This is a genomic window from Amycolatopsis nalaikhensis, from assembly GCF_030264295.1.
In the GTDB taxonomy this organism is placed as follows: Bacteria; Actinomycetota; Actinomycetes; order Mycobacteriales; family Pseudonocardiaceae; genus Amycolatopsis; species Amycolatopsis nalaikhensis.
Genome location: NZ_CP127173.1, coordinates 2,193,434 through 2,218,907, shown reverse-complemented (window position 1 = coordinate 2,218,907; position 25,474 = coordinate 2,193,434). Strand labels below are relative to the sequence as shown.

Below are 25,474 nucleotides of genomic sequence, written 5' to 3'. Positions count from 1 at the left end.
GATCAGGGGTTGATCTCCCAGTCGCCGCGCTGACGCTGGTTCTTCTCGTGCTGCGCGGCGAGCTTCTCCAGCGCCTGCGGGTCACCGTGGGTGCTGAAGTGCTCGAACCCGACCACGACGAACAGGGCGCGGGCGCTCACCGCGATCGGGCCGTCCGCGGCGTCGAGCCGCCCGTCCGCGCTGACGTAGATCTTGCGGCCCGCGATGCCGTCGAGCCGGGTCTCGATGAACAGCGTCGTGCCGACCGGCACCGGGCGCCGGAAGTCCGTCTCGAGCTTGCCGGTCACCGCCGGACGGCGCATCAGGTTGCCGACCGCCGAGCCGAGCGCCTCGTCGAACGCGCAGGCCAGCAGGCCCCCGTGGGCCAGGCCAGGCGCGCCCTGGTGCGCCGCGGTCACGGTGAACCGCGAGTGCACGACCTGGCCTTCGCCGACCGTCGAGCGCAGGTGCAGGCCCGCGTCGGCCTCGTCACCGCAGCCGAAGCACTCGGCGAAGTGCACCCCGAGCTCGGTGCCCGGCGCGGGCGCCTTGGGGTGCGGCTCGGCCGGCTCCACCGGGACCGGCGGCCAGGGTTGAGAAACACGACTCATGCGCTGACGTTAACTCGCCGGTAGACACGGTCCGCGCCCGACCCGCGCGGTATGCGAGCAACGTATACCTCTCAGTAGCCGGAAAGTTCCCCACCGTAGAAAAATTTCGGCTCAGACTGCCGACCCGCGAGACCCGGTTAAGACTGGGCTGATGAGCTCGAACGGCCCGATGGGCACTGTACGGAGGAGGTCGTCGCCGGCATGAGCGAAGCAGCTACGACGGGCAAGCCGTCAGTGGACGAGAGAACCGTCAAGCGCGCTGTGTGGGCGTCCGCCATGGGGAACGCCACCGAGTGGTACGACTACGGCGTCTTCACCTCGGGGGCGATCGCCGCCAGCATCGGCAGCCTGTTCTTCCCCGGCGAAGGCAACGCGGTCCTGAAGTCACTGGCCCTGCTCGCGGTCGGCTTCATCGTCCGGCCGTTCGGCGGGGCGTTCTTCGGCCCGCTGGGCGACAAGATCGGCCGCAAGCGCGTCCTCGCCATCACGATCCTGCTGATGTCCGGCTGCACGTTCCTGGTCGGCGTCCTGCCGACGTACGCCGGCAGCTACAGCATGGGCATCGCGGCCCCGATCGCGATCCTGCTGCTGCGGATCATCCAGGGCTTCTCCACCGGCGGCGAGTACGGCGGCGCGGCGACGTTCATCGCCGAGTACTCGCCGACGAAGCGCCGTGGCTTCTTCGGCAGCTTCCTCGAGCTCGGCACGCTGGGCGGGTACGTCCTCGGCAACCTCGTGGTGCTGTCGGTGACGCTGTCCATGTCGGCCGACCAGGTCGACGCGTGGGGCTGGCGGATCCCGTTCTTCGTCGCGCTGCCGCTCGGCCTGATCGGGCTCTACCTGCGGAACAAGCTCGAGGACACCCCCGAGTTCCGCCGGATGGAAGCCGCGGGCGAGGCACCGCAGAAGGCGCCGCTCAAGGAGATCTTCGTCCGCAACTGGCGGATGATCCTCAACCTGATCGGCATCGTGCTGCTGCTGAACGTCGCGGACTACCTGCTGCTGACGACGATGCCGACGTACTTCACGGACACGCTGAAGATCAACGACAACACGTCGACGCTGATCATCATCGCCGTCGAGGTCATCCAGATGGCGATCATCATCCCGCTCGGGGCGCTGTCCGACCGGATCGGCCGGAAACCGCTGCTGCTCACCGCGGCCATCGGGTTCCTGGTGCTCAGCTGGCCCAGCCTGAAGCTGATGCAGTCCGGCAGCATCCTGTGGCTGTTCGTCGGGTTCCTGGTCGTGGCGATCCTGCTCGTCTTCATCCTCGCGGTGATCGGCTCGACGTTCCCGGCGATGTTCCCGACGCGGGTGCGCTACGGCTCGTTCGCGATCGGCTACAACATCTCGACGTCGCTGTTCGGCGGCACCGCCGGGGTCGTCGTGACCGCGCTGATCAAGAGCACCGGCAACGAGGACTGGCCGGCGTACTACCTGATGGCGGCGGCACTGATCGCGATCATCCCGATCATCAAGATCCCGGAGACGTCGCAGGTGCCGATGGACCAGATCGAAACCGAGGACAGCGGCAGCAAGCTGGCTTCCGCGACCGCTCAGCGCTGAGCGGCCGCCCGATAGACGTGTGCCCCGTCCGGATCACCGGGCGGGGCACACGTGCGCGCTGAGGTCAGTTCGCGTCGCTCCGAGGAGTGAAGCGCTTGCGGGACCAAGCGGCGAGCGCACCCGCGACCACGACAGCGATTCCGGTTTCGACGATCAGTGCGGCGAGCACCATGTGCTTCCTCCTCGGTTTCTCGGGCCGGACCGCGTCCGGCTGAGCAGTTCCTGCGGTGTCCGATCGGAACACCACCCGGCATATCGCCACGACCGGGCCGGGTATTTCGTCAGGAACCCACTTCGGAGCGGTGATCTGTACCACGTCGCTGACCTGCGGAAACGCTAACGGCTCGTGGTGGTCTCCGGCGTCGGCGGCGCCGAGTTCTCCGTCGGGCCGACGGAAGGCCGCGACGTGGTCGACGGCGCCCGTGGCACCGACCGGCTCGCCGTCGGCGGCAGCGGAGCCGACCGCGGCGAGCGCCCCGCCGACGTGCGTTCCGGCTCGGCCGCGGGTGGCGCGACCGACGTCGCCGGGACCTCCTCCGGCGTCGGCGCGGGGGAGGTGGTGCCGAGCGTGGACAACCCCGGGTCGGCGGGCTGCACCGGGTCCGGCGGCCCCACGCGGTGACCGGCGAGGAAACCGGCCACCGCGAGGATCACCGCCGTCGCGGCCGAAGTGCCCGCGACGGCGAAGCGCTTGCGCCGTCGCCGGACCCGGCCGCCGCGCTCGATCACGTCGGCGGCTTCGAGGCGCATCGGCGGCTGCGCGCCACCGGCCGCGCCGGTCAGGAACGCGCGGACGTCGTCTTCGGGGTCCATGTTCGTCACCTCCTCTCCGTGGACGCGCTGAAGGTCAGCGCACCGTAGTGCGGGCCGAGCCGGGCGCGCAGCGTCGCCAGGCCGCGGGAGGCCTGGCTCTTCACCGTGCCGGTGCTGCAGCCGAGCGCCTTCGCCGTCTCCTCGACGCTCAGGTCCTCGAAGTACCGCAGCACCAGCACGGCGCGCTGCTTGGGGGCCAAGACGGCCAACGCCTGCCGGACCAGAGCGTCCTGGTCGCTCGCGGCCGGTTCCGCCGGCAGCTCCGGCGGGGTGTCGGTGAGCCGCTCCCGTTTCCACCTGCTGCGCCGGTGCTCGGCGAGGAACGTGCGCAGCACGACCTTGCGGGCGTAGGCGTCCAAGGCGTCGTGGCGCGACAGCCTCGGCCAGGCGAGGTACAGCTTGAGCAGCGCGGCCTGCGTCAGGTCTTCGGCCTGGTGCCAGTCGCCGCAGAGCAGGAAGGCGGTGGACCGCAGGCTGTGCGCGCGCTCGCCGAAGTACCGGGCGAACTCGCCGTCCCACGGCGAGCCCGGCCCGGTCGACGGACGGGAGCGGGAGATCACCTGGCTACCGGGACACCCCGACGGCCGGCAGGTGCAGGTCACCGGTCGGGCCGGCGGGCACGGCGCGGGGGACGCGCTGCGGCCGCGCGGGCCGCGTCGTCTCCCGCGGCGCGGGAGCGGCGGTCGGCGGCAGCGGAGCGCGGGTGACGGTCGGGACCGCGGACGGCGCCTCGGAGGGCCGCGCGGTGGTCGGCGGCGCGGGCTGCGACTGGTCGGCCAGCGCGATACCACCGGTCAGGGCGCCACCGGCGAGCACGAGCGCGCCGAGGGTCAGGGCGATGCGGATGCGCAAGACAGCTCCTCTTCTCGCGGGCGCGGCCGGGATCGCCGCGCCTCTGCCCCTAGTCATGCGGTGGGTGATCACCGGGGTTGCATCGAATTTCCCGCCGGCCCCGAAAGCGTTCGCGCGGTGAAACCGCGAACGGCCGGGAAGCCCAGTGGACTTCCCGGCCGCCCGGTGTTCCTCGGTGGTCTTCGACGACGGCGTCAGCCCGCCAGGGCCGACAGCTTCTGCCAGCTCGCCCAGTCGTAGGTCCAGTCGCTGTAGTCGCCGTCCTTGGCCGTCAGCGTCTGGGTGCTGCCGGTGATCTCCACCGGGTCGCCGACCAGGACGCCGTCGTAGTACTCCTTCGCCCGCGCCGGGGACAGGTTCAGGCAGCCGTGCGAGATGTTCTTCTTGCCCTGTGCCCAAACCGACGCCGCGAGGCCGTGGATGAACTCGCCGTTGTTGGAGATCCGCACCGCCCACGGCACGTTGACGTCCGTGTAGTTGTAGCGCGGGTTGCTCATCGAGTACGTCGCGTGCTTCGACATCACCACGTGCACGCCGCTGTGCGTCACGCGGCCCGGGTCGGAGTCGAGGCCGTAGCTCACCGGGTAGTCGGCGATCTGCTGGCCGTCGCGGATGACCTGCATCGTGTGCTGCGTGGTGTTGCCCTTGACGATCTGCGAACGGCCGATGGTGAAGCTCGCCGAGACGTCCTGCTTGCCGTACACGCCGTCACCGATCTTGACGCCGTAGATCTTGGCGTTGACCTTCACCTGCGTGTTGGGCTTGAAGTACTCCTTCGGCCGCCAGTGCACCGAAGTGTCGCCGTTCAGCCACGCCCAGGAGCCTTCGGTCTTCGGCGTCGTCTCGACCGACAGCGCCTTCTCGACCGACGCCTTGTCCGTGACGCGGCTCGGGAACGTCAGCGCGATCGGCATCGCGATGCCGTACGTCTGGCCGTCGCCGACGTTCAGGCTGGCCGACATCTGCCGCTTCGGCTTGACCGTGGTGAACGCGCCGCCGATGGGCACGTTCTTGCCGTCGGCGCCCTGCGCCTGGCCGGACCACGTGTACGTCTTGCCGTAGCCGAGCTGCTCGGTGGTGCTCCAGCTCTTCTTGTCGGCCGACGTCTGGCCCTGGACCTGCTTGCCGTCCGGGTTGGTCAGCGTGACGGACAGGATCGTGCCGTCGGCGACCTGGACCCCGACGGGCTCGCCGGGCGGCACGTCCTGCGCGCCGGCGGCCGGCGTCACCGTCAGCTTCGCGGGCTGGGCGGTCTGCGCCGGCGGCTGCGTCGGGCCCCCGCCCGACGTCCCGCTCGCCGACACCGTCGGTTCACTGCTGCACGCCCCCAGCGTGAGTACCGCGACCAACCCCAAAACCACAGCCGCGCCCCGGCGCCGCGTGGAAGTCCTGACCGTCACACCCATTCCCCTTTGCCCCTTTGGTGCTTCCCCTCTCCGAGACGTCCCGCGGACCGGCAACGTTGAGCACGCGCCGAGTGACTAAGGTCACAGTCGTCCACGGGGGCTTTAACGGAGGGGGCACAACCGACTCCGAGCCGTATCCGGTGATCACGGTGTCGCTGTGCTGCGCAAGACTATCCGGTGGGTCTGACAGAACGTGGCCCGGAGCCCTACGACGTTCCGGTGACCTTGGTGCGCACAGCCGGTTTTCGCCTCGATCACGGGGTTCAACTTTGGCCAGATCCCGGTAGTCTGCTCTCAGGCCGTCGTTTTGCGTGTTCGTGGCTTCACACTCGCGGAACTTCTGACGCGAGCCATGGAGCCGACACGCTCTTGACTCGTCTCGTTGGAACCGCCCGGGACGGTCGGGGTGCCGCTTCGGTGGCATTCGAAGCGGATCTGTGTAACGAGGAGTACAGCGGTGGCGCAAGGCACTGTGAAGTGGTTCAACGCGGAGAAGGGCTTCGGCTTCATCGCGCAGGACGGCGGCGAAGGCGACGTGTTCGTGCACTACTCGGAGATCGAGGGCCGCGGATTCCGCACCCTCGAGGAGAACCAGCGAGTGGAGTTCGAGGTGGGCCAGGGCCAGAAGGGCCCGCAGGCCCAGAAGGTCCGCGCGATCTGAGACAGGCCCTCTGCGTGTCTTAAGGCCTGAGCGAAGGGCCCCCGGCGATCACTCGCCGGGGGCCCTTTCTCGTGGTTCGGGTCAGCTGGTTCGGGTCAGCGGCGCCCGAGGGCCGGCGCGTCGAAGGCGTCGGCGGGGAAGTGGAACTCGTCGGTGAGGTCGCCGAGGTCGCCGGCCTGCTGCCGCTGGTCCTGCAGCGACGAGGCCTGGCCTTCCCAGTTGAGCCGCTCGAGGATCCATTCCTGGGCGAGGGCCTGGGGCGAGATCTCCCGCTCGGCGGCGATGTCCTTGAGCTGCTGGTTGGCGATGAGGCTCATCCGCAGCTGGATGACCTGGGCCTCGCCGAAGCGCTTGCCGGAGCCAGTGCTCTCGTTGTCGGCATCGGGCGCGAGGGCGGCGAGGTAGGAGGTGAGTTCCTTGTCCTCGACAACGCCATCGTCCGCAGGCTTCGCGGCACCACGATGACGTCCGGAGGACGCGGCTTTGAGGTTCGTCCGGCTGCTGAGGCGGCCAAGGGAGGGAAGAGGCACGAGGGCCACGATAACGGTTAGGTCTCGCAGCACAAACCACTGTGAGCCACAACACGCAGAGAAAGTTCCCCATTCAGAGCAACCCCCACCCACAAGGAGCAGTCCTATCGAGACGCACTGCAATGCCCCACTAACGCAACGAGTCGATCACGCCGGAGGCGCAGCGCTCGAGCTGGGAGCGCCGGGTGCGGCGGCGAAGACCGGACCGCGCCTGGGTGGAGTGGAAGGCGGCACCGGAGGGCTGGGGTCGACTTGGGGGTCGCCGCCGGAGATTGGGTGGCGCAGGGGCGGCACTGGGGGCCGGGGCGCGCTGGGAGACAGCGACGGCGCCGGAGAGCCAAGGGCGCGCAGCGCCCGAAGGCGGGGGTAACGCTGGAACGGGCACCGAGGGGACGGGACCACGCTGGAAGCCGAGCGGACGGCACCGTGGGGGTCCGGGGGCTCGGCCCCCGGGCAATACGCCGAAATGAATCGGGGCACCGCAGGGCGAAGCCCGAGGAGCCCCGAGAAATGGAGGACCCCCGCGCCAGGGGGAGGAACGCGGGGGTCGGAGGGGATCTCCACAGGCGCTGACCGGGGGTGTGTCAGCACTTCGATTGTTGCACGAGTTTCCGGGCTGGGCGAGTGGAGAGCGGGAAATTTCCTCGTGGGGTGTCACTTTGCGCGGGGGTGACGTTCGTTCGGGTGGTGTCGTTCTCCGAGGTTGCCGATTGCGCTGCGTTGAGCGGAGCGTGGCCTCAGGTTCACTCTCCGGGGGGCTGTGTGTGGCGGCCGCTGCTGGTTAGCCTCGCGGCCAAGTTGTTGTGAGCCGTGTGGAGGGGCTATGAGCGGGTCTGTTGAAGTGCGGCAGTTCCTCCTTCGGTACGAAGGTGCCGATGGGGGGAGTGCTCAGTTCGCCGGGGGGTTGCCGGCGCAGCGGAGCGGTGCGGCCGATGCGCAGCGGGTGTCGGACGATCAGGTCCGGCGGGCTCGGCTGGCGGTGGCGCATGGTGCGCTGGGGGTCGAGGACTGTGTCCAGTTGCTGGAGATGCTGGGTCTGAACCTGGATGAGGACGGGCAGGCGCCGGTCCAGCGGTGAGCGTGTGGGGGCTGGGGGGTCCGGTGGGTGCCGCCGGACCTGTCCGGTGATGTTTGTGCAGGTTGTCGCCGTTTCCGGCAAGTAATTGGCAGGGCTTGGCGCCTTCCTTGACGCTCGTTTCGTAACAGTGTTACGGTTGGCGGGTCGAAAGGGGACGGGCATGACGACGATCGAGGGCGCGGCCGGACTGGCCAACCGGATCCGGCCGGTGGTGCAGGTGCTGGGCGGGCGGTTCATGACCTCGCCGGAGCTGGCGGAGGTCGAGGCCGAGGTGGGGCTGCCGCCGCGCTCGCTGTACGTGCGGGGGCGCTCGGCCGTGCTCGGGGACGTCCCGCCGAAGGTGGCCGCGGAGCTGTTCGGGATCTTCCCGCACTGGCTGTTCGACTTCGTCCTGCCGCCCGCGACGGCCGCCCTCGACGCGCCCGCCGCCGTCCGGGCCTACGCGGAGTCATCGGCTCGCTGGTCCCGTGTCCACCTTTCGGCCGTACCGGAGCCTGGCCGCCTGGCGGACCTGCTCTTCCGCGTGGTCGACGCCGCGGACGCCAGCGGGCTGGCGCTGTTCGCCGGCTGGAAGGACGCCTCGCGTCCCGAGGGAGACGTCGAGCGGCTCGGGTTCGCGTTGATGGTGTTCCGGGAGCTGCGCGGCGGCCTGCACTTCGCGGCATTGCGGACGGTGGGCCTGTCGGTGCCCGAGGCGGTGATCGTGGACCCGGAGGGCGGCCGCGCACGGTTGCTGCGTACGGCGTGGCCGGAGGAGGCGGCGGACGAGCTCGTCGCGGCGGCCGCGCGCAAGCCGGACTTGCGCGAGCGGTGGCACCGCGCGGAGGCCCTGACCGACGACCGGGTCGACGAGCTGCTGGCGTCCGAGTTGGCGGACTTGGAGCGCGTCGAGCTCGAACACCGCCTGGCCGAGCTGTTTGCGCAGGTGGAGACGTCGCGCGGGGCTTAAGGAACCCCCTGTGCAAAGCGGTGGCGGCGTGCCCTATGCTTGTAATCGCTCCCGGGGGGACCTGAGAGCGCGGTCGGTCGGTCACCCGAAACCGGCCGGGCTCCCATCGTCCAGCGGCCTAGGACTCCGCCCTTTCAAGGCGGCAACGCGGGTTCGAATCCCGTTGGGAGTACGCAGTACTGTAGTAGATGCAAGGCCCTGTGGCGCAGTTGGTTAGCGCGTCGCCCTGTCACGGCGAAGGTCGCGGGTTCGAGTCCCGTCAGGGTCGCAAGATCGTTCGGCTCCTTGCCGGCGTTCCCGGCCAGGTAGCTCAGTTGGTACGAGCGTCCGCCTGAAAAGCGGAAGGTCGCCGGTTCGACCCCGGCCCTGGCCACTTTTCACCCCTGACCTGCGGAAATATCCGCCGGTCGGGGGTTTCTTCGTTTGCACAGTGCTCAGTGACACTCCGCTTGGAGGATCTGAGTATGCAGTTACCCCACGACTGGGCGTCCCTGATCAAGGACTGGGAGAGGGCGCTCAAGGCCGAGAACAAGTCCGATCGGACCATCGGCATCTACACCACCGCGGCCCGCGACTTCGGTCTCTGGGTCAACCGCGAGGACGACATCGCGCCCGACGAGGCCGGCACTCATGAGGTCCGCGACTTCGTTGCTCACCTCATCGAGAGGACGTCTCCCGGCAACGCGAACACCAACTACCGAGCCCTACAGCAGTGGTTCAAGTTCTTGATCATCGAGGACGAGATCGAGACGAGCCCGATGGTGAACATGAAGCCGCCATACGTGCCCGAGAAGCCGGTGCCGATCGTGCCGGACGACATGCTCAAGCGCGTATTGGAATCGTGCAAGGGCAAGGACTTCCAGTCGCGCCGCGACACGGCCCTCATCCGGATCTTCTTCGACACCGGTGCTCGCTTGTCGGAGATCGCGAATCTCACGCTTGACGACATCGACTTCAACGTCGACGCCGTCCGGGTCGTGGGCAAGGGCAGCAAAGAGCGCGTGGTGCCGTTCAGCCCGAACACGGGCACGGCGTTGTCGCGTTATCTCCGTGCGAGGAAGTCGCACAAGCTGTCTGAGCACGAGCGGGTTTGGCTCGGCATCAAGAACCGCGGCCCGATGACGCCGAATGGCATCGGGCAGATGCTTCGTCGGCGCGGTCGCGAGGTCGGTGTCGAGGCGGAGATGGGTCGGCACCTGCACGCACACCTCGGCCGACACGCTGCCTCGCACCACTGGCAGGCCAACGGCGGTTCCGAGAGCGACCTCATGCTCGTGATGGGCTGGACTTCGCCGCAGATGCCGAAGCGGTACGGCAAGAGCGCAGCAGTCGAGCGCGCCCACGCGTCGGCCCGGAAACTGCGGCTTGGTGATCGGTTCTAGTAGGTGACACGGGGTGCGCTGTGCTGGTGATCATGAGCGGATCGAAGATGACACCAGCGCAGCGCACCCTACGAGCCAAGCTCGCCGCACACGCGTCATGGGCAAATACGGCGAACCGAGCGGCCAGGACGGAAGCGGCACGCAAGGCGTCGCACGACCGATTCGAGCGACAGGTCGACCCGGACGGAACCTTGCCGCCCGACGAGCGTCGGCAGCGCGCCGAGTCGGCGCGAAAAGCGCACTACACAGCGATGGCCTACCGAAGCGCACAAGCTCGTCGCCGGCCCTCCTTGCCAAAGGATTAGGGCCGCGCAAGTTCGACGACGGCGGCATCTGGCGCCAGAGCTGCGCCGACGGCCTGTGGATGACACGCGGGCATTGCTGTGGGTACACATGTGGATAACTGACCCGTTCGTGTGGATAGTTACCGCTGTGGAGTGAATCCGCTGGTCAGAGGGTCATGCGGGCGCTAGAGCACGGCAAGAGTCGACATGTGGACTGGCGAGGGGTGTGTGCGCGGGAGACTGCCGTCGCACTCATGTTCTAGAATCCCAAAAGACCCCAGGGGTAGCTGACCTGGAAAAGGGCCAACCCCTAGGGCCTCGGGTGTTGCTGGCACTTCACCCTAACGCGGTCTGTGTAACGAACACAGGCTCATCAACCCTAAGTGTGGCCCCGGTCACAGTGCTGCCTGCATTAGGCGGGTAGCTCGAACCGGGAAGGTGGGCCCGATGGCCTACGTAACTCTGCCGACTTTCGTCGGCTTCACCACCAGATCGGGTCCGAAGCGGGCTACGTTCGCTCAGAACGCGCGTCGGCTCTACGAGAACCCCGAGAAGGGCGCGTTCGACTTCTACCTTCGGGCGGTCAACGCGATTCGTGCTGGCCGGGCGAAGGACGCCGATGAGACGGCTATGGCGTCCTTGGTAGACCAGGCCAACATCAAGTCGCGGGCGCACTTCGCCGCCGTTTCCGAGGGATGGCTCGCCTACCTCGGTCGCCGACGTCCTGAACTTGTCGACGTCGGTCGCAGTCGGTGGGGATATGGCGCCTTCGAGATCGGCATCAGCCCTCACCTGGCCATCAAGCGCGGCGGTCAGGTGTACGTGGTTTGGCTCTACCTCAAGGCCGAGCCGCTCAACCAGGACGGTGCCAACGCGGCTCTCTGGCTCATGAACGAGGTCATGGACGACCTCGCTCCTGGCGCCAAGCCGATGGTCATCGATGTCCGGCGGTCGAAGGAGTACCACCTCTCCGAACGCGACCGCCTCCGCATCGGACGGTGGGTTCGGAGCGAAGCGTCTTCGTTCCTGACCCTCTGGGACGCGGCAGCGTAAAGGGGCTGGCTGTGATGGGGCTGTGCTCCATCACAGCCAGCGTCGCGCAAGCGGCCCCCGCGTGATCTGTGTGCACCACGCGCCTTCCAGTTTTGAAGCGCCGTAGCATCTGCCTACGTGGCTATGGAACCCAACGGGCAAGAGCTGACGCGCTGGAAGATCCACGGCGAGCGACTCGTCGACGACACGCGTCGCGACCGCGTAAGCATCGCCTCGGTTGAACTGCCCGACGGCGTGAAGTTCGAGCAATGGGTGTTCCGCATCCGCCCGGCCGCGATGATGGCCGTCCTCGACGATCAAGACCGCGTGCTCATGCTGTGGCGGCACCGCTTCATCATCGACCGGTGGGTGTGGGAGCTGCCCGGCGGTTACGTCAACCCGGACGAAGACCCTGCGGTGACTGCCGCGCGCGAGGTCGAGGAAGAGACCGGCTGGCGTCCGCTCGACGTCGAGCCGCTCGGTTCGCTGCAACCCATCATCGGCAGTGCGGACGCCGAGAACCGGCTGTACGTGGCTCGACGGTCCGAGTACATCGGCGAGCCCGCGGATATCAACGAGGCCGAGCGGGTCGCGTGGATTCCTCTCGACACGGTCCGGGACCGGATATTGAAGGGCGAGATTGTCGGTGCAGCATCGCAGGTCGCGCTACTGCACATCCTCGCCTTCTACCGCTGAGCCCTACGCCGGCGTGGGAACGCCAACGGCGCTCATCTGCGCGTAGACGGAGCGCACTCGGCCGTCGGTCCGGTGGGGAGCAAGGCGCCGGCCAACGTCGGCGAGGTAGGCGCCGCCCCTGATCGACCGAACGTTCTCGCTCATCCGCACTGCCTTCGCTGCCTCGGCGCACGCTTCCTCAACGCGGCCTTGGTCAGCCAGGATCGACGAGAGAAGTGCGGTGTTGAACAACCGGCCGCGGTCGTACCCGTCGCTCATGGTGAGCGACCGACGGGCGAACTGCTCAGCTTCCGCGAGGTGACCGAGGTCGCGGAAGGTGTGCGCGAACTTGGCCGACAAGTAGGCGTTGTCGAAGTAGCTCAGCCAAGCCGGCCCGGAGCCAGGCACGAACCGCTCGAAAGCCCGTTCGGCCTCACCGAGCGCCGCGAAGCACGCCCCGGTGTTGCCCTTGAGCGCCTGGCCGTGAGCCTCCAACACAGCCGCCTCGGCTTGCAGCGCGACCAGGCCGGAACGCTTCGCCGTTCGCCTGGACGCGAGCGCCATGTCGACCGCGACGTCGCGGGACCGGTTGAACGCCGCGTGGTGCGACATGGCGGCGAGCATCTCGGCCTCGAGCGCATCGTCGCCGGCGTCCTGCGACAGCTTCAACGCGTCGCGCAAGTGCCGTTGCCCGTCCGCTGCGTTACCGACGTCGTAAGCACTCCACCCTGCGACCTGGTGTAGCTCAGCGGCTGCGGCGAACAGCTCGTTTCGAGCGGCTGTCGTTCTGCTGGTGTCGTTCAGCATCGGCGTCACGCTCGAGGTCAAGTAGCTGGTGATCGTGGTCGTTCCGCGACTGTGTCCGCCACCGAATCGGTTGTCGAGCTGGCGGAACGTCTCCGTCATGTGTCGGACGATCTCGGCGTCGGTGCTTCTGGGCTTTGCCGATCCAGCCGCGGCCGCCGGGGGCGAGCCGAGCAGGGACGCGCCAATTGCTGTGATGCCTACGCTTGCGGTCTTGAAGAACTGTCGCCGTTGCACGTCATCGAGGCTAACCGCGACTGTCGGCTCGGCCGATTCTTCGGGCGTATGGGAAACGCTGAACCAGAGCAGCGAGCGCGGCACGTGCAGAGCCGTTGCCCAACGCTCGAGCTTCTCGAGATCGCTCGGACGCCTGGCGTCGGGTGCCTCGAGGCGGCTCACCTGCGCTTGCGTGAGGCCGAGCCACAGGCCGAGCGCGGCCTGTGAGACGTGGGGCTTGTGTTCTTGACGGTAGGCCGCGAAGAACCAGCCGAAGTGACGCGCCTTGAGCGCGGTGCGGATGCTGTCGGCTTCCCAGAACGGTTCAGGCTGGGGCTGCGCTACATGGGAGATCAGCCGACGAGTGCAGGAGCCGCAGTAGTCGCTTACGCGGTCGCGAGCCAGTCGTGCGCTGCACGCTTCACACGTTCGCGCTGCTCTCCGCACCGTGGTCACCCCTCGTTCATCGTCCAACGCGCAGTGTATGTGACTCGGCACGCTATGTCACAGATTCCATGCGGGGCATGTATGGAATCCGGCGTTAAGGCGCTGTACCTGCCGGATCTCATGCGCCGTTGTCGTTTTCTGCGGACCGTCTACGGCGGACGCTCAGTGCATGTACGAGGTAGCTCACGGTAACAACGCCACGTCGCAGCGGGTGACGAGCCCGACTGTCGGGTTTCGCTCATGAGCGCCGGCGAGGTTGCCGTGCGCGCGGTGATCGGTGCTGTTGCCGGTGCTGCGGTGGTCGCTGCCTTGGTTCCGTACCTGCGCCACGTCCGCCGAGACCGTGCTCGCTTCCTTGACGAGCAGCAGTCGACGAAGCCACGCAACGGCCGAAAGCCGGAAGGCATGTCCGGCGATCCCCTCGAATTCGTGGCGGGTGCGGGGAGTGTGCCCCCCGGCCTCTCGCATCCGCCACGTTCCAACGCTGCGACCGCACGCCGGAAGGTTGCCAACACTGGCGAGGTCTTCGCTCGAGCGGCGGCGTCTATTCCCGAACGTAATCGCGTGATCGTGTGGCGCGAACTCACCGAAGAGAGTCGACCATTCCGCATCGCTTACCGTTGGGCGACAAGCTTCGGCAAGCTGTTCACGCTTGGCATGTTGTTTTTTGCGGGTTCCGTGGTTGCTCTCTTTGGTGACTATTCGCCTTTCTTTCTGTTCGCAACATTGACGGTTAGCGCGATCCTCGTGGGGCTTCCGGCGGTCAAGCTGCATCGTATCGCGTGGCAGGCGCTCAACCTGTCGGCCGGCGTGTACGTGGTCGCACTTAAAGGAGAAGATCATGTGGACGAGTGAAGACGCGCTCAAGGAACTGGTCTCCCGCAAATTCCGTGCTATTCAGCTCGCGGGTTCTCCCGGGCAGCCCGAAATGATGTTGTTCTCGCGAGGGTGGGAAGAGCCCTTTATGGACGAGGTGATAGTCAGAGCCGAAGACGACGCGACGGCGTGTAGGCGCCGTCTCGTGGATGGCGTCGACTTGCTCGAACGCAAAGACTACGTCTGGTACACCGACGGTTCGGTCGTCGAGGTTGTCGACGAGTTGATCTTTCATCTTCCGCACCCGGCCAACCCGAAGGCGCCAAAGCTTGTGATCCCCACGCCGGGCACACTTTGGCTCCCGCCTGGCGCTCGAACCGAAGTTCACGCATAGCGTTCGTCGTTCTCTGACTGTGGGGTGTTCAATGTCTTCCGTTACGATCGTCGGCGCCGTATTCGTTGTTGCGCTCGCGGTTTGTGCCGTGTTGTTCCTGCGATGCTTCGCTTTTGCCTCGAGTTCCGGTCGGCACGCCCTCGGTGTTCTGCGTGAGGATCAGGTATGTCCGATTGAAAGTCCTGAGTTGGGCGAAGTGGTTCTTGCTCCGGTTGGGCCGGAAATAGTCGACGATTACGGTGTCGGGTTGAGCGTAGATGACGACTACCCATCCGACTTCATTGGCGCGAGGCCGTACCTCGAGGAGTACTGGCGTACGTCGGGTCGGCACCTGGTCGACCAGACAATAGAATTTGCGGCCTTCGCGTGGGCCGACACGGACGACGAATACGAAAGCGTCAGCGGCCAACTCGAGTTGGTCGCGTGACACGCACGCATCGTCAAGTCGAGCGAGCGCCGCCCGCGCGAGAATGCCGGGAACCAACGCGAGAAGGGCCGAACGTGCGGCAACCGAACATGATGCTTGACCACCCCGGATGGCTGCGTGGCGACGATGGGCGCGCTCGGCGCGTGCTCCGGTCGGCCGGCTCGGTGTGGTCGGTGATCTGCACGCCGGTCCCCGCTGGCGGGCACCTGGTCGACCTTGTCCGGCTCGCCGGTGACACGGACGTCGCGCCGGTCGTCGACACCGTCGACCCGCGAACGTTGGCGGGCGACGCGGTCGTGTGCGAGCCGCTGCGGGCCGATGGTCCCGTCGCGCGCGTGCGAACCTCGGACGTATGGGAAGCGCTCGGTACTGCGGTCACCCGCCAAGTGATCAAGGCCGCGACCGCACGCGAGAACTACCGCCGGTTCTGCGAAACCTACGGCGAGCGGTACGACACCGCGGCCGGCCCGGCGTGGTTGTTCCCCTCGCCCGAGACTGTGCTCGCCCTGTCCGACACCGAGTTCGACGTGCTGCGGATGAAGTTCTTCCGCGGCGGCTTGCGCTCGGCCGCCGAGGCGAGCCTCAAGGCGGCCGACGACTGGGCAGGCATGACGGGCGAGCAGCTCGTCGCCGCGGTGCAGAGCGTTCGCCGGATCGGCCCTTGGACGGCCGGCGCCACAGTCGCCGACGTCACCAACGACTACAGCCTCTATCCCTTCGCCGACCTCGCCGTGCGCACCTGGGCGGGCAAGCTCGCCCCTTCGGTCGACTGGCCGAAACCCGAACCTGAGTTCGGGCGGGTGTGGCAAGCGATGGCCGGCGGGCAGTTGTCCGAGTGGACGCTGCTCACCCTCGCTTGGGGAGTTCGACATGCAACCGGAGTTGCCCTCTGACCTGATCGCCGGCGCCGACCTCCGCCGCGAGATCGACATCCTGTTCGTCAACGCGCCATTGCGCGACTACGACGAGCGCCCGCGGGTGAACGACTTCACGTTGCCGGTGCTCGGCATGGCCTACATCGCCACTTACGCGGCCGCACAGGGGTTCAACGTCGGCGTGCTCGACGCCGAGGCGCACGGGCTCGGCATCGAGCAGACTGCCCGCCTGGTGAACGCGGCCGCGCCGCGGTGGGTCGGGTTCAACCTGCTAGCCCCGACGTACGAGATCAGCGCCCGGATTGCCGAGCGGCTCGACCGCGACATCATGCTCATGCTCGGCGGGCACCAGGCGAAAGCCATGCCGACCGAGATCCTGCTCGACCAGCGGATGAGCCAGTGCGAAGCCCTGGTGATCGGCGAAGGTGAGACGCGAGTCGCTGCCTTGCTAGACGACCACAAGCGGCGGACCGAACTGCCCGGGGTGATGTGGCTCGACCCGATCATGCGCGAGCCGGTCACCGGCGGAATCGGGAAGAACGGGCATCACCTGGTGCCGGACATCAATGCGTTGCCGTTCGTCGACCGCGGCTACCTCACGCAAGACCCGCACCGGGACAACGGACGCCTTGAGGCGAACATGGTCGGCGCCCGCGGCTGTCCCTACGACTGCTCGTTCTGTGGCGCCGCGGTCTCGGCGAACCCGGATATCACCATCCGCACCCGCGAGCCGCACAACATCCTCAACGAGATGTACGACCTTCGCGGAACCGGCGTGAACGCGTTCCGGTTCGTCGACGACCTGTTCCTCGGCGCCGCGCGCATCATCAAGACGATGATGAACGCCTTCACCGCGGACCACGTCGGCGACTGGGCGAAGTGGGACGCAACGGGCCGAATCAACGTGTTGAACCGCATGAGTGACGACATGCTCGACACCCTCGCTGTGAACGGGCTGCGTGAGGTCGCGCTCGGTGTCGAGTCCGGCAACGCGCGGATGCTCGAGCGGATCGACAAGCGCATCACTCCGGACATGGCGCGCTCGGTGGTGGAGCGGCTCACCATGCGCGGAATCAACGTCAAGGGCTATTTCATCCTCGGGTTTCCGACCGAGACGCGGACCGAGATCGACGACACGGTGCGGCTGGTTCACGACCTGTGGGACCTCACCGACAACCAGCCGGGCCGGTTCCGCGCCTCGGCGTTCGAGTACCGCCCATACCCAGGTACGCCCGACTGGGGCGAGTTGATGAAGTCCGGGAAGTACGCGCCCGAGCAACTGCTCAACTACAGCGCCGTTGACCTCACCTCCGACGGCATCGACGAGTCGATGCGCGAGCGCGACGAGTTCAATTTCTCCGTCAACATCCAGTTGAGCGAGGCGCCCATCGACTACATCCGCCGCAACCTCGTCACGCTCTCCCGTGCGCAGTACGACCGGAAGGCGGCGGCGTGACCACCACTCACCGCGGGGCGTTCGTCACCCTCGACGGACCGGCCGGCGTCGGCAAAACCACGACAACCCAACTGGTGCGCGAGTACCTCGGCAAGCGCGGGTACAAGGTGCACGCCACGACCGAACCGTCGCACGGTGTTCTCGGCAACACAGCCCGGCACGGTACCGACACCTACCGCGGGCACACGCTCGCGTGCCTGGTCGCTGCCGACCGATATCACCACCTCGAGACCGAGGTGCGCCCCCGTGTGCAAGAGGGGCACATCGTCGTGTGCGACCGCTACGTCGCCTCGTCCTACGTGCTGCAACGCATGGACGGCGTCCCGCTCATATTCGTGGAGGCGATCAACGCGGCCGCCGACCGACCCGACCTCGCCGTCATCTTGCAGGCGCCGCCGGCCGTGACTGCGGCACGGGTCGCCGCTCGTGGTGCTCACGACCGATTCCACGCAGGCGAGGAAAGCAGCAAGCGCGAGAGCGCGCTGTACGAAGACGCTGCTAAGCGGCTCGCGCAGTGGCGGTACCCGGTCGTTGCCGTCGACACCGGGGAGGCTTCGCCGGTTGACGTCGCGACGTACCTCACCGACCGAATCGCCGACTTGGTAGAGGGTCCGGCCGCCGAGGCAGCGACGGCGTAGCCTGCCTGCGAGCCCGCCGGCGCGGGCGGGCTCGCAGGTTCGACACCGCTACCTCGTGAGGATCTCGCCGGATGCCCGACGGCCAACACACCATCATTGACGTGCACGTCTTGCTCGTCCGTGGTGACGAGCTGCTACTCATCCGGCGCCGAGGCGACTACGGCGGTGGCATGTGGCACTTGCCGTCGGGCAAGCTCGACGCCGGCGAATCGCTGCCGGCCGCCGCAGCGCGCGAAGCAGCCGAAGAGGTCGGCGTGCTCGTCGACCCGGCGGACCTGCGCCACGTGCACACGGTGCACGTCGCGAACTCCGGACCAGTGCCGCGGCTCGGCGTGTTCTTCGAGGCTCGCCGATGGTCCGGGGAGCCGCACAACCGCGAGCCCGACAAGTGTTCGGCCGTCGAGTGGTTCCCGCTCGACAACCTGCCTGACGAAGTGATCCCGTACCCGCTCGCCGGCATCCGCGCCTACCGCAACGGCGATTCGTTCGGCTTGCTCGGCTGGGCCGACCAGCCGCGGCCTGTGCTCGCCTGATCGGCTGCTCAGCGCAGCGAGCCCCAGAACTTCTGATTTGCCCTGGTCCACACGGCATCGTTCAGGTTGAGCGAGAGCGGCAACGGCGCGACCTGCCCGGACCGGTACACGCTGTACGGGGTTTCGTTGAGCAGCGCGGACGCGCCGGCGCCGGTGGTCGGCGTGGTCGAGGCGAGTCTCGGCGCGGTGCCGCTGCCGGTGGTGAGTCCGGCGAACGCGACGGCGTCGCCGCGGTTGACGGCGACCGTGCCGAGGTTGACCGGCTTCATGCCGGCGGTGGCTATCCAGCTCAGCCCGGACACAGTGACTTTCCGGTCGAGGCTGGACACGTTCGGGCCGACGTAGACGCCGAAGTCAAACCCGGTGAGCCCGGTGTGCACGGCGTAGACGCAGAACTTCGCCAATGTCGCGGCGAGCGAGCGCGACGCGATGGTCGCCCACACGGTCAGGTAACCGGGCGAGAGGGTCTCGCCCCAGATGGCATCGGCGCGCCGAAGCGTCGAGACCTGGTCGCCGTAGAGCGTGGTGTCGGTCGCCTGCGCTTCGGCGGTAGGAAACTGCCCCATGGTGGCGACGTCGACCCCGTCGACCGGGGCCGGTCCCCGGTACTCGAGTGCGCCGGCCACTACCCGACCACCACCACGCGGTAGGTACCGGCGCCGCCGAACGACAGCGCGACGTTGTCGGCGTCGGTGAGGTCCACGCCGGTGAGCACGAGCGCCGGCGTGGTGGTGCTGATGTCGTAGACCGAGACGTCGACGAACTGATTTCCGAGCCCGTGCCGGATGGTGATGGGACCGGCCGCGGTCGGGGTGACGTCGGCGATGACCTTGCGGGCGACGACGGCGGTGTCGATGGCGACGGCATCCGCGGTGACGACGATGCCGGGGCCGGCGCCGACGGCAATCGTGTCCGCGCCGACGGCGAGCAGGCCGGCGCCGGCGAGGGTGAAGCCGTCCGACCCGGTGCCGTAGACGGCCCACGTCTGCCCGGTCACTCCGGGCGAGATGCTGCCGTTGGTAGTGAGCAGGTAGAGCCGGTCGCCGTTGGTGGCGCCTTCCTCGACGGCGACGACGGCGCCACCGCGTAGGTCTCCGGGGCTGTCGGCGTCTGTGGTGCGCGCCCACGCGCCCGCCTTGGCGAGGTAGATGCCGTTCTCGATGGGGTCGGCCTGCGCCTTGACGAGCACCCGGTCGTCGGCGTTGGGGGTGATGCCGTCGACGGCGGCGAGCCCGGTGCGGGTGATCGGTCCGGTGGTGGCCAGGCGCACGGCGGCTTTGAACGAGACGCCGGCGGCCGCGGCGGCTACGGCGTCTTGGAGTTGCCCGTACGTGGCGAGGTCGCCGGCGGCCGAGCCCGGGGCGGCGTTGGTGATGCGCTGGGCGCCGGCATTGACGGGCGCGGTCGGTGCGGCGAACTCGTCGAGCCGGTAGCCGGTGACGGTCGCGCGTAGGTCGGACACGGTCGAGGCCGGCTGGTTGCCGGTGTGGTTGGCGCGGGCAGTCGGGTCGATCCAGTTGCCGGCGGCGTCGCGGATCTTCAACCGGCCGTTGTGGTAGATGACCTGCGCCTCGGCGCCGGCGGGCAGGCTGGCGACCTTGTGCGCGACCAGGTTGCGGGCTTCGTTGAGCCCATGGTCGGTGTGGGTGCCGAACTTCAAGTCGGCCATGGTCGGGACGCTCCTAGCTCAGGTAGGCCACGCCGGAGCACGGCGCGGAAAACTCGATGCGGACGTGTCCGGCGGCCGGGTAGGTGACCACGCCGAGCAGCGGCTCGCCGGTGGACTCGATGACGTGCACGCCGGCGGGGATGAACGAGAGCGGATGGAAGATGTTCCAGACCGCGGCGGCGATGGTCTGCTCGTGGCGATGGCCGAACTCGAGGACGTTGCCCGGCTCGCCGGGCGGTGCGGTGTCGACGGGGGCGCCGATGGCGAGCCAGTCGAGCGCGACCGGTGGGCCGGCTTCGGGCTCAAGGGCTGTCACGGGTCACCCCCCGAGACATGCGCACCGTGCCCTCGACGATCCGGGCGACACGGCCGGTGGGATCGATGAGCAGCACGTCGAAGACGCCGGCGAGCCACGACCAAGCGCGCGAGGTAGCCGCGGTCACCGTGAGTGTGACCCGCGAGTCCGCAGTGCTGGCGTTGCCGGCCGCGGTCGACCACTCGTGCAGCACGTCGCCGGCGTCGATCCGCTCTCGGACCTGCGCGCGCACCGTCCACCCGGAAAGGTCGAGCGGCCGGCCACCCGAGGTGACCGGCCACGCTCGACCCCACTCGGCGCCCTTCTCGATCACGACGTCGTCGTGCAGGGTGGGCACGGGTTACTCCTGCGGGTAGGTGGGTGGACGGGTCGAGCCGAGCAGGAACCGCGCGAGCCAGTTCGGCACTCGCGGCTCGAGCCAGCGCAAACCGGCGTAGACGGCGCCGAGCACGATCGGCACGGCGGCCGTCTGGCCGAGCCCGTTCGCCGGCTCGAGCAGCCACGCGGGCAGACCGAGCGCGACCAGGTACGCGACGCCGGCAGACCAGAGCCCGGGAACGACGGTGCGCACCCACGACGTGACGCGGTCCGAGCGCAGCCACGTGGCGAGCCGCTCGCCGAGCTGGTGCTGCGGGGTGGGTTCGGTCATGGTCACTTCGCCTTCTGCGGGAACGAGTAGCCAAGGCGACCGTTGGTGACGTTGCCGGCGGCATCGCGCGAGCGGTACCGAAGCGCAATGCCCTCGATGCCGCTGGGCACCTGCCAGTAGTTGCGCTGCCGGTCGGCGAGCCGGCCGCCCGTCGGCGCGGTGCCGGTCAGACCCACGAGCTTGAGCCCGCTGCCGATGGTGACGACTTCGTACTCGACTTCACCCCATGCGGCAAAGAGCGTGAACCAGGCGTCGCCGACCACGGTCGAGTTGGCGTTGCTCTCGAACGGGAGCGCAACGTAGTTCCAGTCGGCCGAGTGGGGCAGGGACACAGGGATGGCAGGCATATCGACCTCTTTCTCTGAATGGGACGGGGAACCGAGCAAGGCGGCGAACTGTTCGCGAGTGCCGTCGAAGGCGTTCGCGTCGACTGGTGCGTGTCCGGCGACGGTGGCCGAGCTGGTGAACTGGAGCAGCGGCGCGGACAATCCGCCGTAGCCGAGCCAGAAACGGCCCGGGATGCGCTGGTAAATCTGGGCCGGGGTGCCGCCGTTGTAGTCCAGGTAACGGGAACTCCACAGCGGAGGCAGCCCGTCGAGCGCGGGCGCGCCCCAGGTCTGCCAGTACCAGCGGGGAAGGTAGATCAGGGGCGAGCGGTAGCCGGCGGCGAGCACCTTGCCGTACAGCTCACGCACCAGCGCCAGAGACGGCGCGCTGACTACCTTGCCGTTCTGCTTGATGGATTCGACGTCGAGAATCAGCGGGACGTCTTTCGGGACCACGCGGGCGATGTTGGCGAGCTGCGCCGCGGCCGAGGAATCGCTACGTACGAAGTGGTAGGCGGCCACGATCAGGCCGGCGTCACGGCCGGCGGCGAGATTGCGGTCGAACTGCGGGTCGCGCCACGTGTTGCCCTCAGTGGCCTTGAAAATCGCGTAGGCGATGCCCTCACGGGCGGCGCGCGCGAGGTCGAAAGAGCCGCCCTGGTGGCGGCTGATGTCGATGCCCCAGAGCATCGGATCACCTCTTTTCGTTTGCTGGCTTGGTGTTCGGGGTGTCGGCGACGGCGTTCTCGACGCGGTCGATTGCGTCGCGCAGGCTCGCGCCGGAGTTGGGGCGTAGTTCGTGCTCGACGCGGTCGACGCGCTCGACCAGGTCGCGGACGTCATCGCGAGTGGCAGCGCCGTCGGTTTCGATGGCGGATATGCGTTCCATGACGCCGGGGCGTGCAGGGACGCCGTCGCGTTCGGGCTCGCCGAACCAGTCGTCGGCGAAGTGCACGAGCCGCCGCAGACCGCGGCCGGCGTTGCGGGCCGCAGTCCAAATGCGACGGATGATCAGATAAGCGGCCACAGCGACACCCGCCGTCCCGGCGATGTCGAGCGCCGTCAGGTCGGCGAGATTCACGGGGGCGGTTTCCTTGCTGTGTCAGGGTATGAAGACATGGCCGCGGGTCGCGGCCGACGGAGTGGGACGGGTCAGAGGAAGTAGCAGCCGAGCACTTGACAGGCCAGGACGCCGGTGCCGGTGGCCGAGGCGGTCACCTCGACTTGGACCCAATCGCGGCCGACGAACTCGGCGACGCTGTAGCGGCCTTGCCGGGCGACGACGGCGCCGGCGTTGACGTTCCACGCACCGACTTCGGTGCCGTCGAGCTTGAGTCGATAGGTGGTGTTCGGCTGGTTCACCGCCCAACCCCAGATGCCATCGATGCTCATCCATGCGTGCGAGACCGTCGCGCGGCCTTCCCATAGCGTGGTTTCACCGGTGAGCTGTTGGGTGGAAATGCTCCAGTAGCCCACTTCGCCGATGCCGGGGTCGTTCGAGAAGGTGTGTGGAATGAACTGCGGGTAGAGCACGACGGGCAGCCAGGGGCGCGCGAGGCCGACGCCGGTCTCGGCGCTGTCGGAGACGATGATGCGGCCCGACGAGTCGGTCATCGCCCAGTAGTCGCGGCCCCACTGCGCCGCGCCCGCAGTGAACATGAGGGTTGCGCCGCCTTCACGGCGGAGCACAAACCGTTGCTTGCCTTCGGAATCCGGGCCAATGTAGAGGATTCCGACGCCGTCGGAGTCGGTCATTCTGATGTAGCTGTCGTCGGCGAGGGTCAAACCACCGCGGGTGATGATGGCCGAGGACAGGCCGACCTTTTTACGGACGGCGGCTAGTTCGCGTTCCAGGGCGATGACGCGGTCGATGATGTTGGAAGGCTGGTTGACCTGCATTAGGCGGCGTCCTCGATGAGCGGGCTCATGGTGATGGTGACTGTTTCGGCGGCTTCGCTCGGCGCGTACTGCGCGTCGACAATCCGCATGGGGGTGTCCAGGCCGCGGCGGATGAACTCGTCGCGGATGACGACCCGGACGTCGTCGCCGGTGTCCCACTCCCCCACGTAGGGCGCGGTGTTCCCGCGGACGGTGAGCGTGGGCAGGGCGACGGGCAGCCGGGCGACGAGCTGGTCGGCGTCGGCGTGGCCTTGCAGCGTGTCGGCGTCGGAAACGCTGGTGTAGCCCTGTTCGGACTCGAGCAACGGCCAATGCTGCGTGTACTTGTCGACGTCCTCGGCGACGGCGATCGGGGTTCCCTCGGCCATGCCGTCGCCGCTGGCGAAGGTGCGGGTTGCCATGCGAGTTGCGTCCGAGGGCCACGTGTAGTTGACGATGTTGCCGCCGGTCTCCCACACGTGCGCGGTCCCGGCCTGGCCGAGCCGGGGCGTGCCTACGCGCATGAGTCGGCGGATGCGGCCGCCGGTTCCGGGTGCGACGCCGAACATGATGTCGGGGCCGTTGATCACTGCGGCGAGTTGCCGCAGAGCTTCGCCGACCGAGGTCAACTCGTGTCCGGTGTAAGTGCGGTCGCGGTAGATGAACGATTGCGAGTCGTCGAACTCGATGCCGATATCGCCGCCGGCGTGCGTCTGCGCGAGCTGCACCAGCGCGCGGGCGATGTCGTTTTGCTCGACGTCGTTCGCTGCCATCTTCAAGCCGGCGACGTGGTCCAGCGGGAGCGGCGCGGCCGGCAGGATCGGGAGCACCTTGCGGTGATCGAAATAGCTCCACCAGTCCGCGCCGGCCACCTCGACCTTGTGCGAGCCGCTGTCGTACTTGCGGGTCCAGATCAGTCCGCCCCACATGGGCCGGTCGTCGCGCATCACGTAGAGCGCGCGGCGGGCCGGCATGGTCAGCTCGTACGGGTCGCGGCGCGTGCTCGAAGGATGCCGGGTCAGATCCCAGGTACCGGAGAACTTCCCGGAGTCGTTCAACGGTTTGTTGTACTTGACGCCGGTGAGCGGCAGTTCGTCGAGCACGCGGCCGCTGCGCAGGTCGGCGACCAAGTAGGCGTAGGTAGGCAGCCGCATCACGGACCCCGCCACACCGCGGTAAACCCGCTGATCAGGTCACCGGCGGATTCCTTGGTGACCGCGCTCGGCGCGCCCGAGTAGCCGTAGCACCGGATTTGCGCGCCCTTGTCGAGCCACCTCGAGGTAGAGGCCGAGATGTTGTTGCCGCCACCGGCAACGCTGTCCTTGGCGAACAGGTTGCCCGCGGAGGAGCCGCCGATCATGGCGTACTTGTCGGTGCTCACGATGGTGTACCGCAGGTTCAGGGAGAGATCCCACCACCCGGGTTCGCCGATGGTGAACACCCCGCCGGCGAGCGTGATGCCGACCGGTGGCCGGTTGACCTGCGGGAAGGCGAGCAGAGCCGGAGTGTTCGAGGTCGGCTGGTTGGTGGTAATGGTCCAGTCGCCGCCAGGCGTCGCGCCGCTCACGAGCGCGGCGTACAGCCACTTCTCGCCGTTCCAGCGGTAGAGCCCGCCTGTGCCGGCGAGGACGACAAGTTGCCCCGGGTACGGGTCGGTGATGTCGGCGAGCGCGGCCGCGGTCACCTGCCCGCGCACCCGCCACGCGGCACCGTCGTAAACCTCGGTCCAACCCTTGTCGAGCCGGTAGACCTGCTGCCCCGCGTAGGCAGCGACCGCGTTGCGCTCGGCGAGGTTGCCCACTGGAAGCAAGCCGCCGAGGGCGACCGTCCACCCGGGCGGTAGCGGGTCGATCATGGCGTCGGTGACCTTGTCCGCGCCGGCGGTCACCCGGACCCGGCCGAGGGTGAACCAGTCGCGCGAGCCGTCGACGACGGGGTCGCCCGGCGTCGCCGAGGCGGTCCCGCGCACGAGCCGAACCTCGAACTTCGTCGCGGTGTCGAGGTAGAACTCGTCGGACTGCTGTGCGATCACCAGGTCGTGACGGTCGTTGGCCGGGTCTGCCGGTACGGCGAGTACGTCGAGCGTCTTCGGGCTGTCCAGCGACACCAGGTACGAGCCGATGCCGCGCGAGGCGCGGATGCTGCCTTGGAACGGCTCGACCACGATCGAGCCGCTTGCCGTGCCGGCTGCGTGCACACGGCCCGGGGT

The 25,474-nt window shown here is 68.0% G+C and carries 31 protein-coding genes and 3 tRNA genes; 16 read left to right on the top strand and 18 right to left on the bottom strand.

The annotated features are described in order from the left end of the window. Positions 1-2: 2 nt before the first annotated feature. Positions 3-590, bottom strand: coding sequence for a PaaI family thioesterase (locus tag QP939_RS10865; protein WP_285456550.1), 588 nt, complete (start codon positions 588-590; stop codon positions 3-5). Between the two features lie 234 nt (positions 591-824). Here QP939_RS10865 and QP939_RS10860 point away from each other — a divergent pair, with 234 nt between their 5' ends. Next, positions 825-2,159, top strand: coding sequence for an MFS transporter (locus QP939_RS10860; protein ID WP_285459709.1), 1,335 nt, complete (start codon positions 825-827; stop codon positions 2,157-2,159). Between the two features lie 336 nt (positions 2,160-2,495). Here the strand turns inward: QP939_RS10860 and QP939_RS10855 are convergent, their stop codons facing one another. From QP939_RS10855 to QP939_RS10840, 4 genes are all read right to left on the bottom strand, one after another. Beyond that, positions 2,496-2,972: a hypothetical protein gene (locus QP939_RS10855; RefSeq protein ID WP_285456549.1), complete on the bottom strand. Its 477-nt coding sequence runs from the start codon at positions 2,970-2,972 to the stop codon at positions 2,496-2,498. Between the two features lie 5 nt (positions 2,973-2,977). Continuing rightward, positions 2,978-3,532, bottom strand: a complete 555-nt coding sequence (locus QP939_RS10850) for a SigE family RNA polymerase sigma factor (protein WP_285456548.1) — start codon at positions 3,530-3,532, stop codon at positions 2,978-2,980. A 4-nt stretch (positions 3,533-3,536) separates the two neighbouring features. Beyond that, positions 3,537-3,824 carry a hypothetical protein gene (locus QP939_RS10845; protein WP_285456547.1) on the bottom strand — a complete coding sequence of 96 codons (288 nt, stop codon included), beginning with the start codon at positions 3,822-3,824 and terminating at the stop codon, positions 3,537-3,539. A gap of 194 nt (positions 3,825-4,018) precedes the next feature. Further along, on the bottom strand, positions 4,019-5,230 hold the full coding sequence (locus QP939_RS10840) for a L,D-transpeptidase (protein WP_285456546.1): 1,212 nt from the start codon (positions 5,228-5,230) through the stop codon (positions 4,019-4,021). Positions 5,231-5,687: 457 nt separating this feature from the next. Here QP939_RS10840 and QP939_RS10835 point away from each other — a divergent pair, with 457 nt between their 5' ends. Beyond that, positions 5,688-5,891 carry a cold-shock protein gene (locus QP939_RS10835; RefSeq protein ID WP_003097368.1) on the top strand — a complete coding sequence of 68 codons (204 nt, stop codon included), beginning with the start codon at positions 5,688-5,690 and terminating at the stop codon, positions 5,889-5,891. 95 nt (positions 5,892-5,986) lie between these two features. Here the strand turns inward: QP939_RS10835 and QP939_RS10830 are convergent, their stop codons facing one another. Beyond that, positions 5,987-6,421, bottom strand: a complete 435-nt coding sequence (locus QP939_RS10830; protein ID WP_285456540.1) for a hypothetical protein — start codon at positions 6,419-6,421, stop codon at positions 5,987-5,989. Positions 6,422-7,244: 823 nt separating this feature from the next. Here QP939_RS10830 and QP939_RS10825 point away from each other — a divergent pair. From QP939_RS10825 to QP939_RS10790, 8 genes are all read left to right on the top strand, one after another. Beyond that, positions 7,245-7,499: a hypothetical protein gene (locus QP939_RS10825; protein WP_285456539.1), complete on the top strand. Its 255-nt coding sequence runs from the start codon at positions 7,245-7,247 to the stop codon at positions 7,497-7,499. A gap of 160 nt (positions 7,500-7,659) precedes the next feature. Further along, positions 7,660-8,448, top strand: a complete 789-nt coding sequence (locus QP939_RS10820) for an SCO6745 family protein (protein WP_285456538.1) — start codon at positions 7,660-7,662, stop codon at positions 8,446-8,448. 99 nt (positions 8,449-8,547) lie between these two features. Beyond that, positions 8,548-8,620: transfer RNA gene (locus QP939_RS10815), tRNA-Glu, on the top strand. A 22-nt stretch (positions 8,621-8,642) separates the two neighbouring features. Beyond that, positions 8,643-8,716 (top strand) — tRNA-Asp (locus QP939_RS10810). Between the two features lie 31 nt (positions 8,717-8,747). Continuing rightward, a tRNA-Phe gene (locus QP939_RS10805) sits at positions 8,748-8,821 on the top strand. Positions 8,822-8,912: 91 nt separating this feature from the next. Beyond that, positions 8,913-9,830, top strand: a complete 918-nt coding sequence (locus tag QP939_RS10800; protein ID WP_285456536.1) for a tyrosine-type recombinase/integrase — start codon at positions 8,913-8,915, stop codon at positions 9,828-9,830. Positions 9,831-10,561: 731 nt separating this feature from the next. Then, a complete protein-coding gene (locus QP939_RS10795; protein WP_285456534.1) occupies positions 10,562-11,167 on the top strand; it encodes a hypothetical protein in 606 nt (201 codons plus the stop codon). A 123-nt stretch (positions 11,168-11,290) separates the two neighbouring features. After that, entirely contained in the window at positions 11,291-11,842 is a 552-nt protein-coding gene (locus QP939_RS10790; protein WP_285459708.1) for an NUDIX hydrolase, read from the top strand. A gap of 3 nt (positions 11,843-11,845) precedes the next feature. Here the strand turns inward: QP939_RS10790 and QP939_RS10785 are convergent, their stop codons facing one another. After that, the gene (locus QP939_RS10785; protein ID WP_285456533.1) at positions 11,846-13,297 is read right to left on the bottom strand and encodes an NsdA family TPR-like regulatory protein; all 1,452 of its coding nucleotides are present in this window, start codon (positions 13,295-13,297) and stop codon (positions 11,846-11,848) included. 231 nt (positions 13,298-13,528) lie between these two features. Between QP939_RS10785 and QP939_RS10780 the strand changes: the two genes are divergently transcribed. Next, a complete protein-coding gene (locus QP939_RS10780; RefSeq protein ID WP_285456532.1) occupies positions 13,529-14,143 on the top strand; it encodes a hypothetical protein in 615 nt (204 codons plus the stop codon). Continuing rightward, complete coding sequence (locus QP939_RS10775) at positions 14,130-14,498, top strand: hypothetical protein (RefSeq protein ID WP_285456531.1); 369 nt, start codon at positions 14,130-14,132, stop codon at positions 14,496-14,498. Before QP939_RS10780 ends, QP939_RS10775 begins: the two co-directional genes overlap by 14 nt. Before the next feature lie 28 nt (positions 14,499-14,526). On the opposite strand, the gene QP939_RS10770 is transcribed toward QP939_RS10775, so the two are convergent. Beyond that, complete coding sequence (locus QP939_RS10770; RefSeq protein ID WP_285456530.1) at positions 14,527-14,928, bottom strand: hypothetical protein; 402 nt, start codon at positions 14,926-14,928, stop codon at positions 14,527-14,529. A gap of 140 nt (positions 14,929-15,068) precedes the next feature. Here QP939_RS10770 and QP939_RS10765 point away from each other — a divergent pair, with 140 nt between their 5' ends. From QP939_RS10765 to QP939_RS10750, 4 genes are all read left to right on the top strand, one after another. Next, positions 15,069-15,818, top strand: coding sequence for a DNA glycosylase family protein (locus tag QP939_RS10765; RefSeq protein WP_285456529.1), 750 nt, complete (start codon positions 15,069-15,071; stop codon positions 15,816-15,818). Further along, positions 15,796-17,256 carry a B12-binding domain-containing radical SAM protein gene (locus QP939_RS10760; RefSeq protein WP_285456528.1) on the top strand — a complete coding sequence of 487 codons (1,461 nt, stop codon included), beginning with the start codon at positions 15,796-15,798 and terminating at the stop codon, positions 17,254-17,256. Before QP939_RS10765 ends, QP939_RS10760 begins: the two co-directional genes overlap by 23 nt. After that, complete coding sequence (gene tmk / locus QP939_RS10755) at positions 17,253-17,894, top strand: dTMP kinase (protein WP_285456527.1); 642 nt, start codon at positions 17,253-17,255, stop codon at positions 17,892-17,894. Before QP939_RS10760 ends, tmk begins: the two co-directional genes overlap by 4 nt. Before the next feature lie 71 nt (positions 17,895-17,965). Beyond that, positions 17,966-18,427, top strand: coding sequence for an NUDIX hydrolase (locus tag QP939_RS10750; RefSeq protein WP_285456526.1), 462 nt, complete (start codon positions 17,966-17,968; stop codon positions 18,425-18,427). Between the two features lie 8 nt (positions 18,428-18,435). Here the strand turns inward: QP939_RS10750 and QP939_RS10745 are convergent, their stop codons facing one another. The 10 genes from QP939_RS10745 to QP939_RS10700 all read right to left on the bottom strand — a co-directional run bounded on the left by QP939_RS10745 (position 18,436) and on the right by QP939_RS10700 (position 25,462). Further along, a complete protein-coding gene (locus QP939_RS10745) occupies positions 18,436-19,053 on the bottom strand; it encodes a hypothetical protein (RefSeq protein WP_285456525.1) in 618 nt (205 codons plus the stop codon). After that, positions 19,053-20,096 (bottom strand): hypothetical protein, encoded by a 1,044-nt coding sequence (locus tag QP939_RS10740; RefSeq protein ID WP_285456524.1) that lies wholly within the window; start codon positions 20,094-20,096, stop codon positions 19,053-19,055. The genes QP939_RS10745 and QP939_RS10740 overlap by 1 nt, the downstream gene beginning before the upstream one ends. A gap of 13 nt (positions 20,097-20,109) precedes the next feature. Further along, complete coding sequence (locus tag QP939_RS10735; protein ID WP_285456523.1) at positions 20,110-20,412, bottom strand: hypothetical protein; 303 nt, start codon at positions 20,410-20,412, stop codon at positions 20,110-20,112. Then, the gene (locus QP939_RS10730; RefSeq protein ID WP_285456521.1) at positions 20,399-20,749 is read right to left on the bottom strand and encodes a hypothetical protein; all 351 of its coding nucleotides are present in this window, start codon (positions 20,747-20,749) and stop codon (positions 20,399-20,401) included. The genes QP939_RS10735 and QP939_RS10730 overlap by 14 nt, the downstream gene beginning before the upstream one ends. 3 nt (positions 20,750-20,752) lie before the next feature. Then, complete coding sequence (locus QP939_RS10725; RefSeq protein ID WP_285456519.1) at positions 20,753-21,061, bottom strand: hypothetical protein; 309 nt, start codon at positions 21,059-21,061, stop codon at positions 20,753-20,755. A gap of 2 nt (positions 21,062-21,063) precedes the next feature. Continuing rightward, positions 21,064-22,077 (bottom strand): glycoside hydrolase family 25 protein, encoded by a 1,014-nt coding sequence (locus QP939_RS10720; RefSeq protein ID WP_285456518.1) that lies wholly within the window; start codon positions 22,075-22,077, stop codon positions 21,064-21,066. A gap of 4 nt (positions 22,078-22,081) precedes the next feature. After that, positions 22,082-22,468, bottom strand: coding sequence for a hypothetical protein (locus tag QP939_RS10715; protein ID WP_285456516.1), 387 nt, complete (start codon positions 22,466-22,468; stop codon positions 22,082-22,084). A 71-nt stretch (positions 22,469-22,539) separates the two neighbouring features. After that, entirely contained in the window at positions 22,540-23,286 is a 747-nt protein-coding gene (locus QP939_RS10710) for a hypothetical protein (protein ID WP_285456515.1), read from the bottom strand. Then, positions 23,286-24,395, bottom strand: a complete 1,110-nt coding sequence (locus QP939_RS10705; protein WP_285456514.1) for a hypothetical protein — start codon at positions 24,393-24,395, stop codon at positions 23,286-23,288. Before QP939_RS10705 ends, QP939_RS10710 begins: the two co-directional genes overlap by 1 nt. 23 nt (positions 24,396-24,418) lie before the next feature. Beyond that, positions 24,419-25,462, bottom strand: coding sequence for a hypothetical protein (locus tag QP939_RS10700; protein WP_285456513.1), 1,044 nt, complete (start codon positions 25,460-25,462; stop codon positions 24,419-24,421). Positions 25,463-25,474: the final 12 nt, after the last annotated feature.

Bases quoted from the DNA above. Each gene is read 5' to 3' on its own strand.
- QP939_RS10725 (WP_285456519.1), bottom strand. From the start codon at position 21,061: ATGACCGAACCCACCCCGCAGCACCAGCTCGGCGAGCGGCTCGCCACG.
- QP939_RS10820 (WP_285456538.1), top strand. From the start codon at position 7,660: ATGACGACGATCGAGGGCGCGGCCGGACTGGCCAACCGGATCCGGCCG.
- QP939_RS10710 (WP_285456515.1), bottom strand. From the start codon at position 23,286: ATGCAGGTCAACCAGCCTTCCAACATCATCGACCGCGTCATCGCCCTG.
- QP939_RS10760 (WP_285456528.1), top strand. From the start codon at position 15,796: ATGCAACCGGAGTTGCCCTCTGACCTGATCGCCGGCGCCGACCTCCGC.
- QP939_RS10855 (WP_285456549.1), bottom strand. From the start codon at position 2,972: ATGGACCCCGAAGACGACGTCCGCGCGTTCCTGACCGGCGCGGCCGGT.
- QP939_RS10800 (WP_285456536.1), top strand. From the start codon at position 8,913: ATGCAGTTACCCCACGACTGGGCGTCCCTGATCAAGGACTGGGAGAGG.
- QP939_RS10825 (WP_285456539.1), top strand. From the start codon at position 7,245: ATGAGCGGGTCTGTTGAAGTGCGGCAGTTCCTCCTTCGGTACGAAGGT.
- QP939_RS10840 (WP_285456546.1), bottom strand. From the start codon at position 5,230: ATGGGTGTGACGGTCAGGACTTCCACGCGGCGCCGGGGCGCGGCTGTG.
- QP939_RS10720 (WP_285456518.1), bottom strand. From the start codon at position 22,077: ATGCTCTGGGGCATCGACATCAGCCGCCACCAGGGCGGCTCTTTCGAC.
- QP939_RS10750 (WP_285456526.1), top strand. From the start codon at position 17,966: ATGCCCGACGGCCAACACACCATCATTGACGTGCACGTCTTGCTCGTC.
- QP939_RS10780 (WP_285456532.1), top strand. From the start codon at position 13,529: ATGAGCGCCGGCGAGGTTGCCGTGCGCGCGGTGATCGGTGCTGTTGCC.
- QP939_RS10740 (WP_285456524.1), bottom strand. From the start codon at position 20,096: ATGGCCGACTTGAAGTTCGGCACCCACACCGACCATGGGCTCAACGAA.
- QP939_RS10775 (WP_285456531.1), top strand. From the start codon at position 14,130: ATGTGGACGAGTGAAGACGCGCTCAAGGAACTGGTCTCCCGCAAATTC.
- QP939_RS10865 (WP_285456550.1), bottom strand. From the start codon at position 590: ATGAGTCGTGTTTCTCAACCCTGGCCGCCGGTCCCGGTGGAGCCGGCC.
- QP939_RS10790 (WP_285459708.1), top strand. From the start codon at position 11,291: ATGGAACCCAACGGGCAAGAGCTGACGCGCTGGAAGATCCACGGCGAG.
- QP939_RS10795 (WP_285456534.1), top strand. From the start codon at position 10,562: ATGGCCTACGTAACTCTGCCGACTTTCGTCGGCTTCACCACCAGATCG.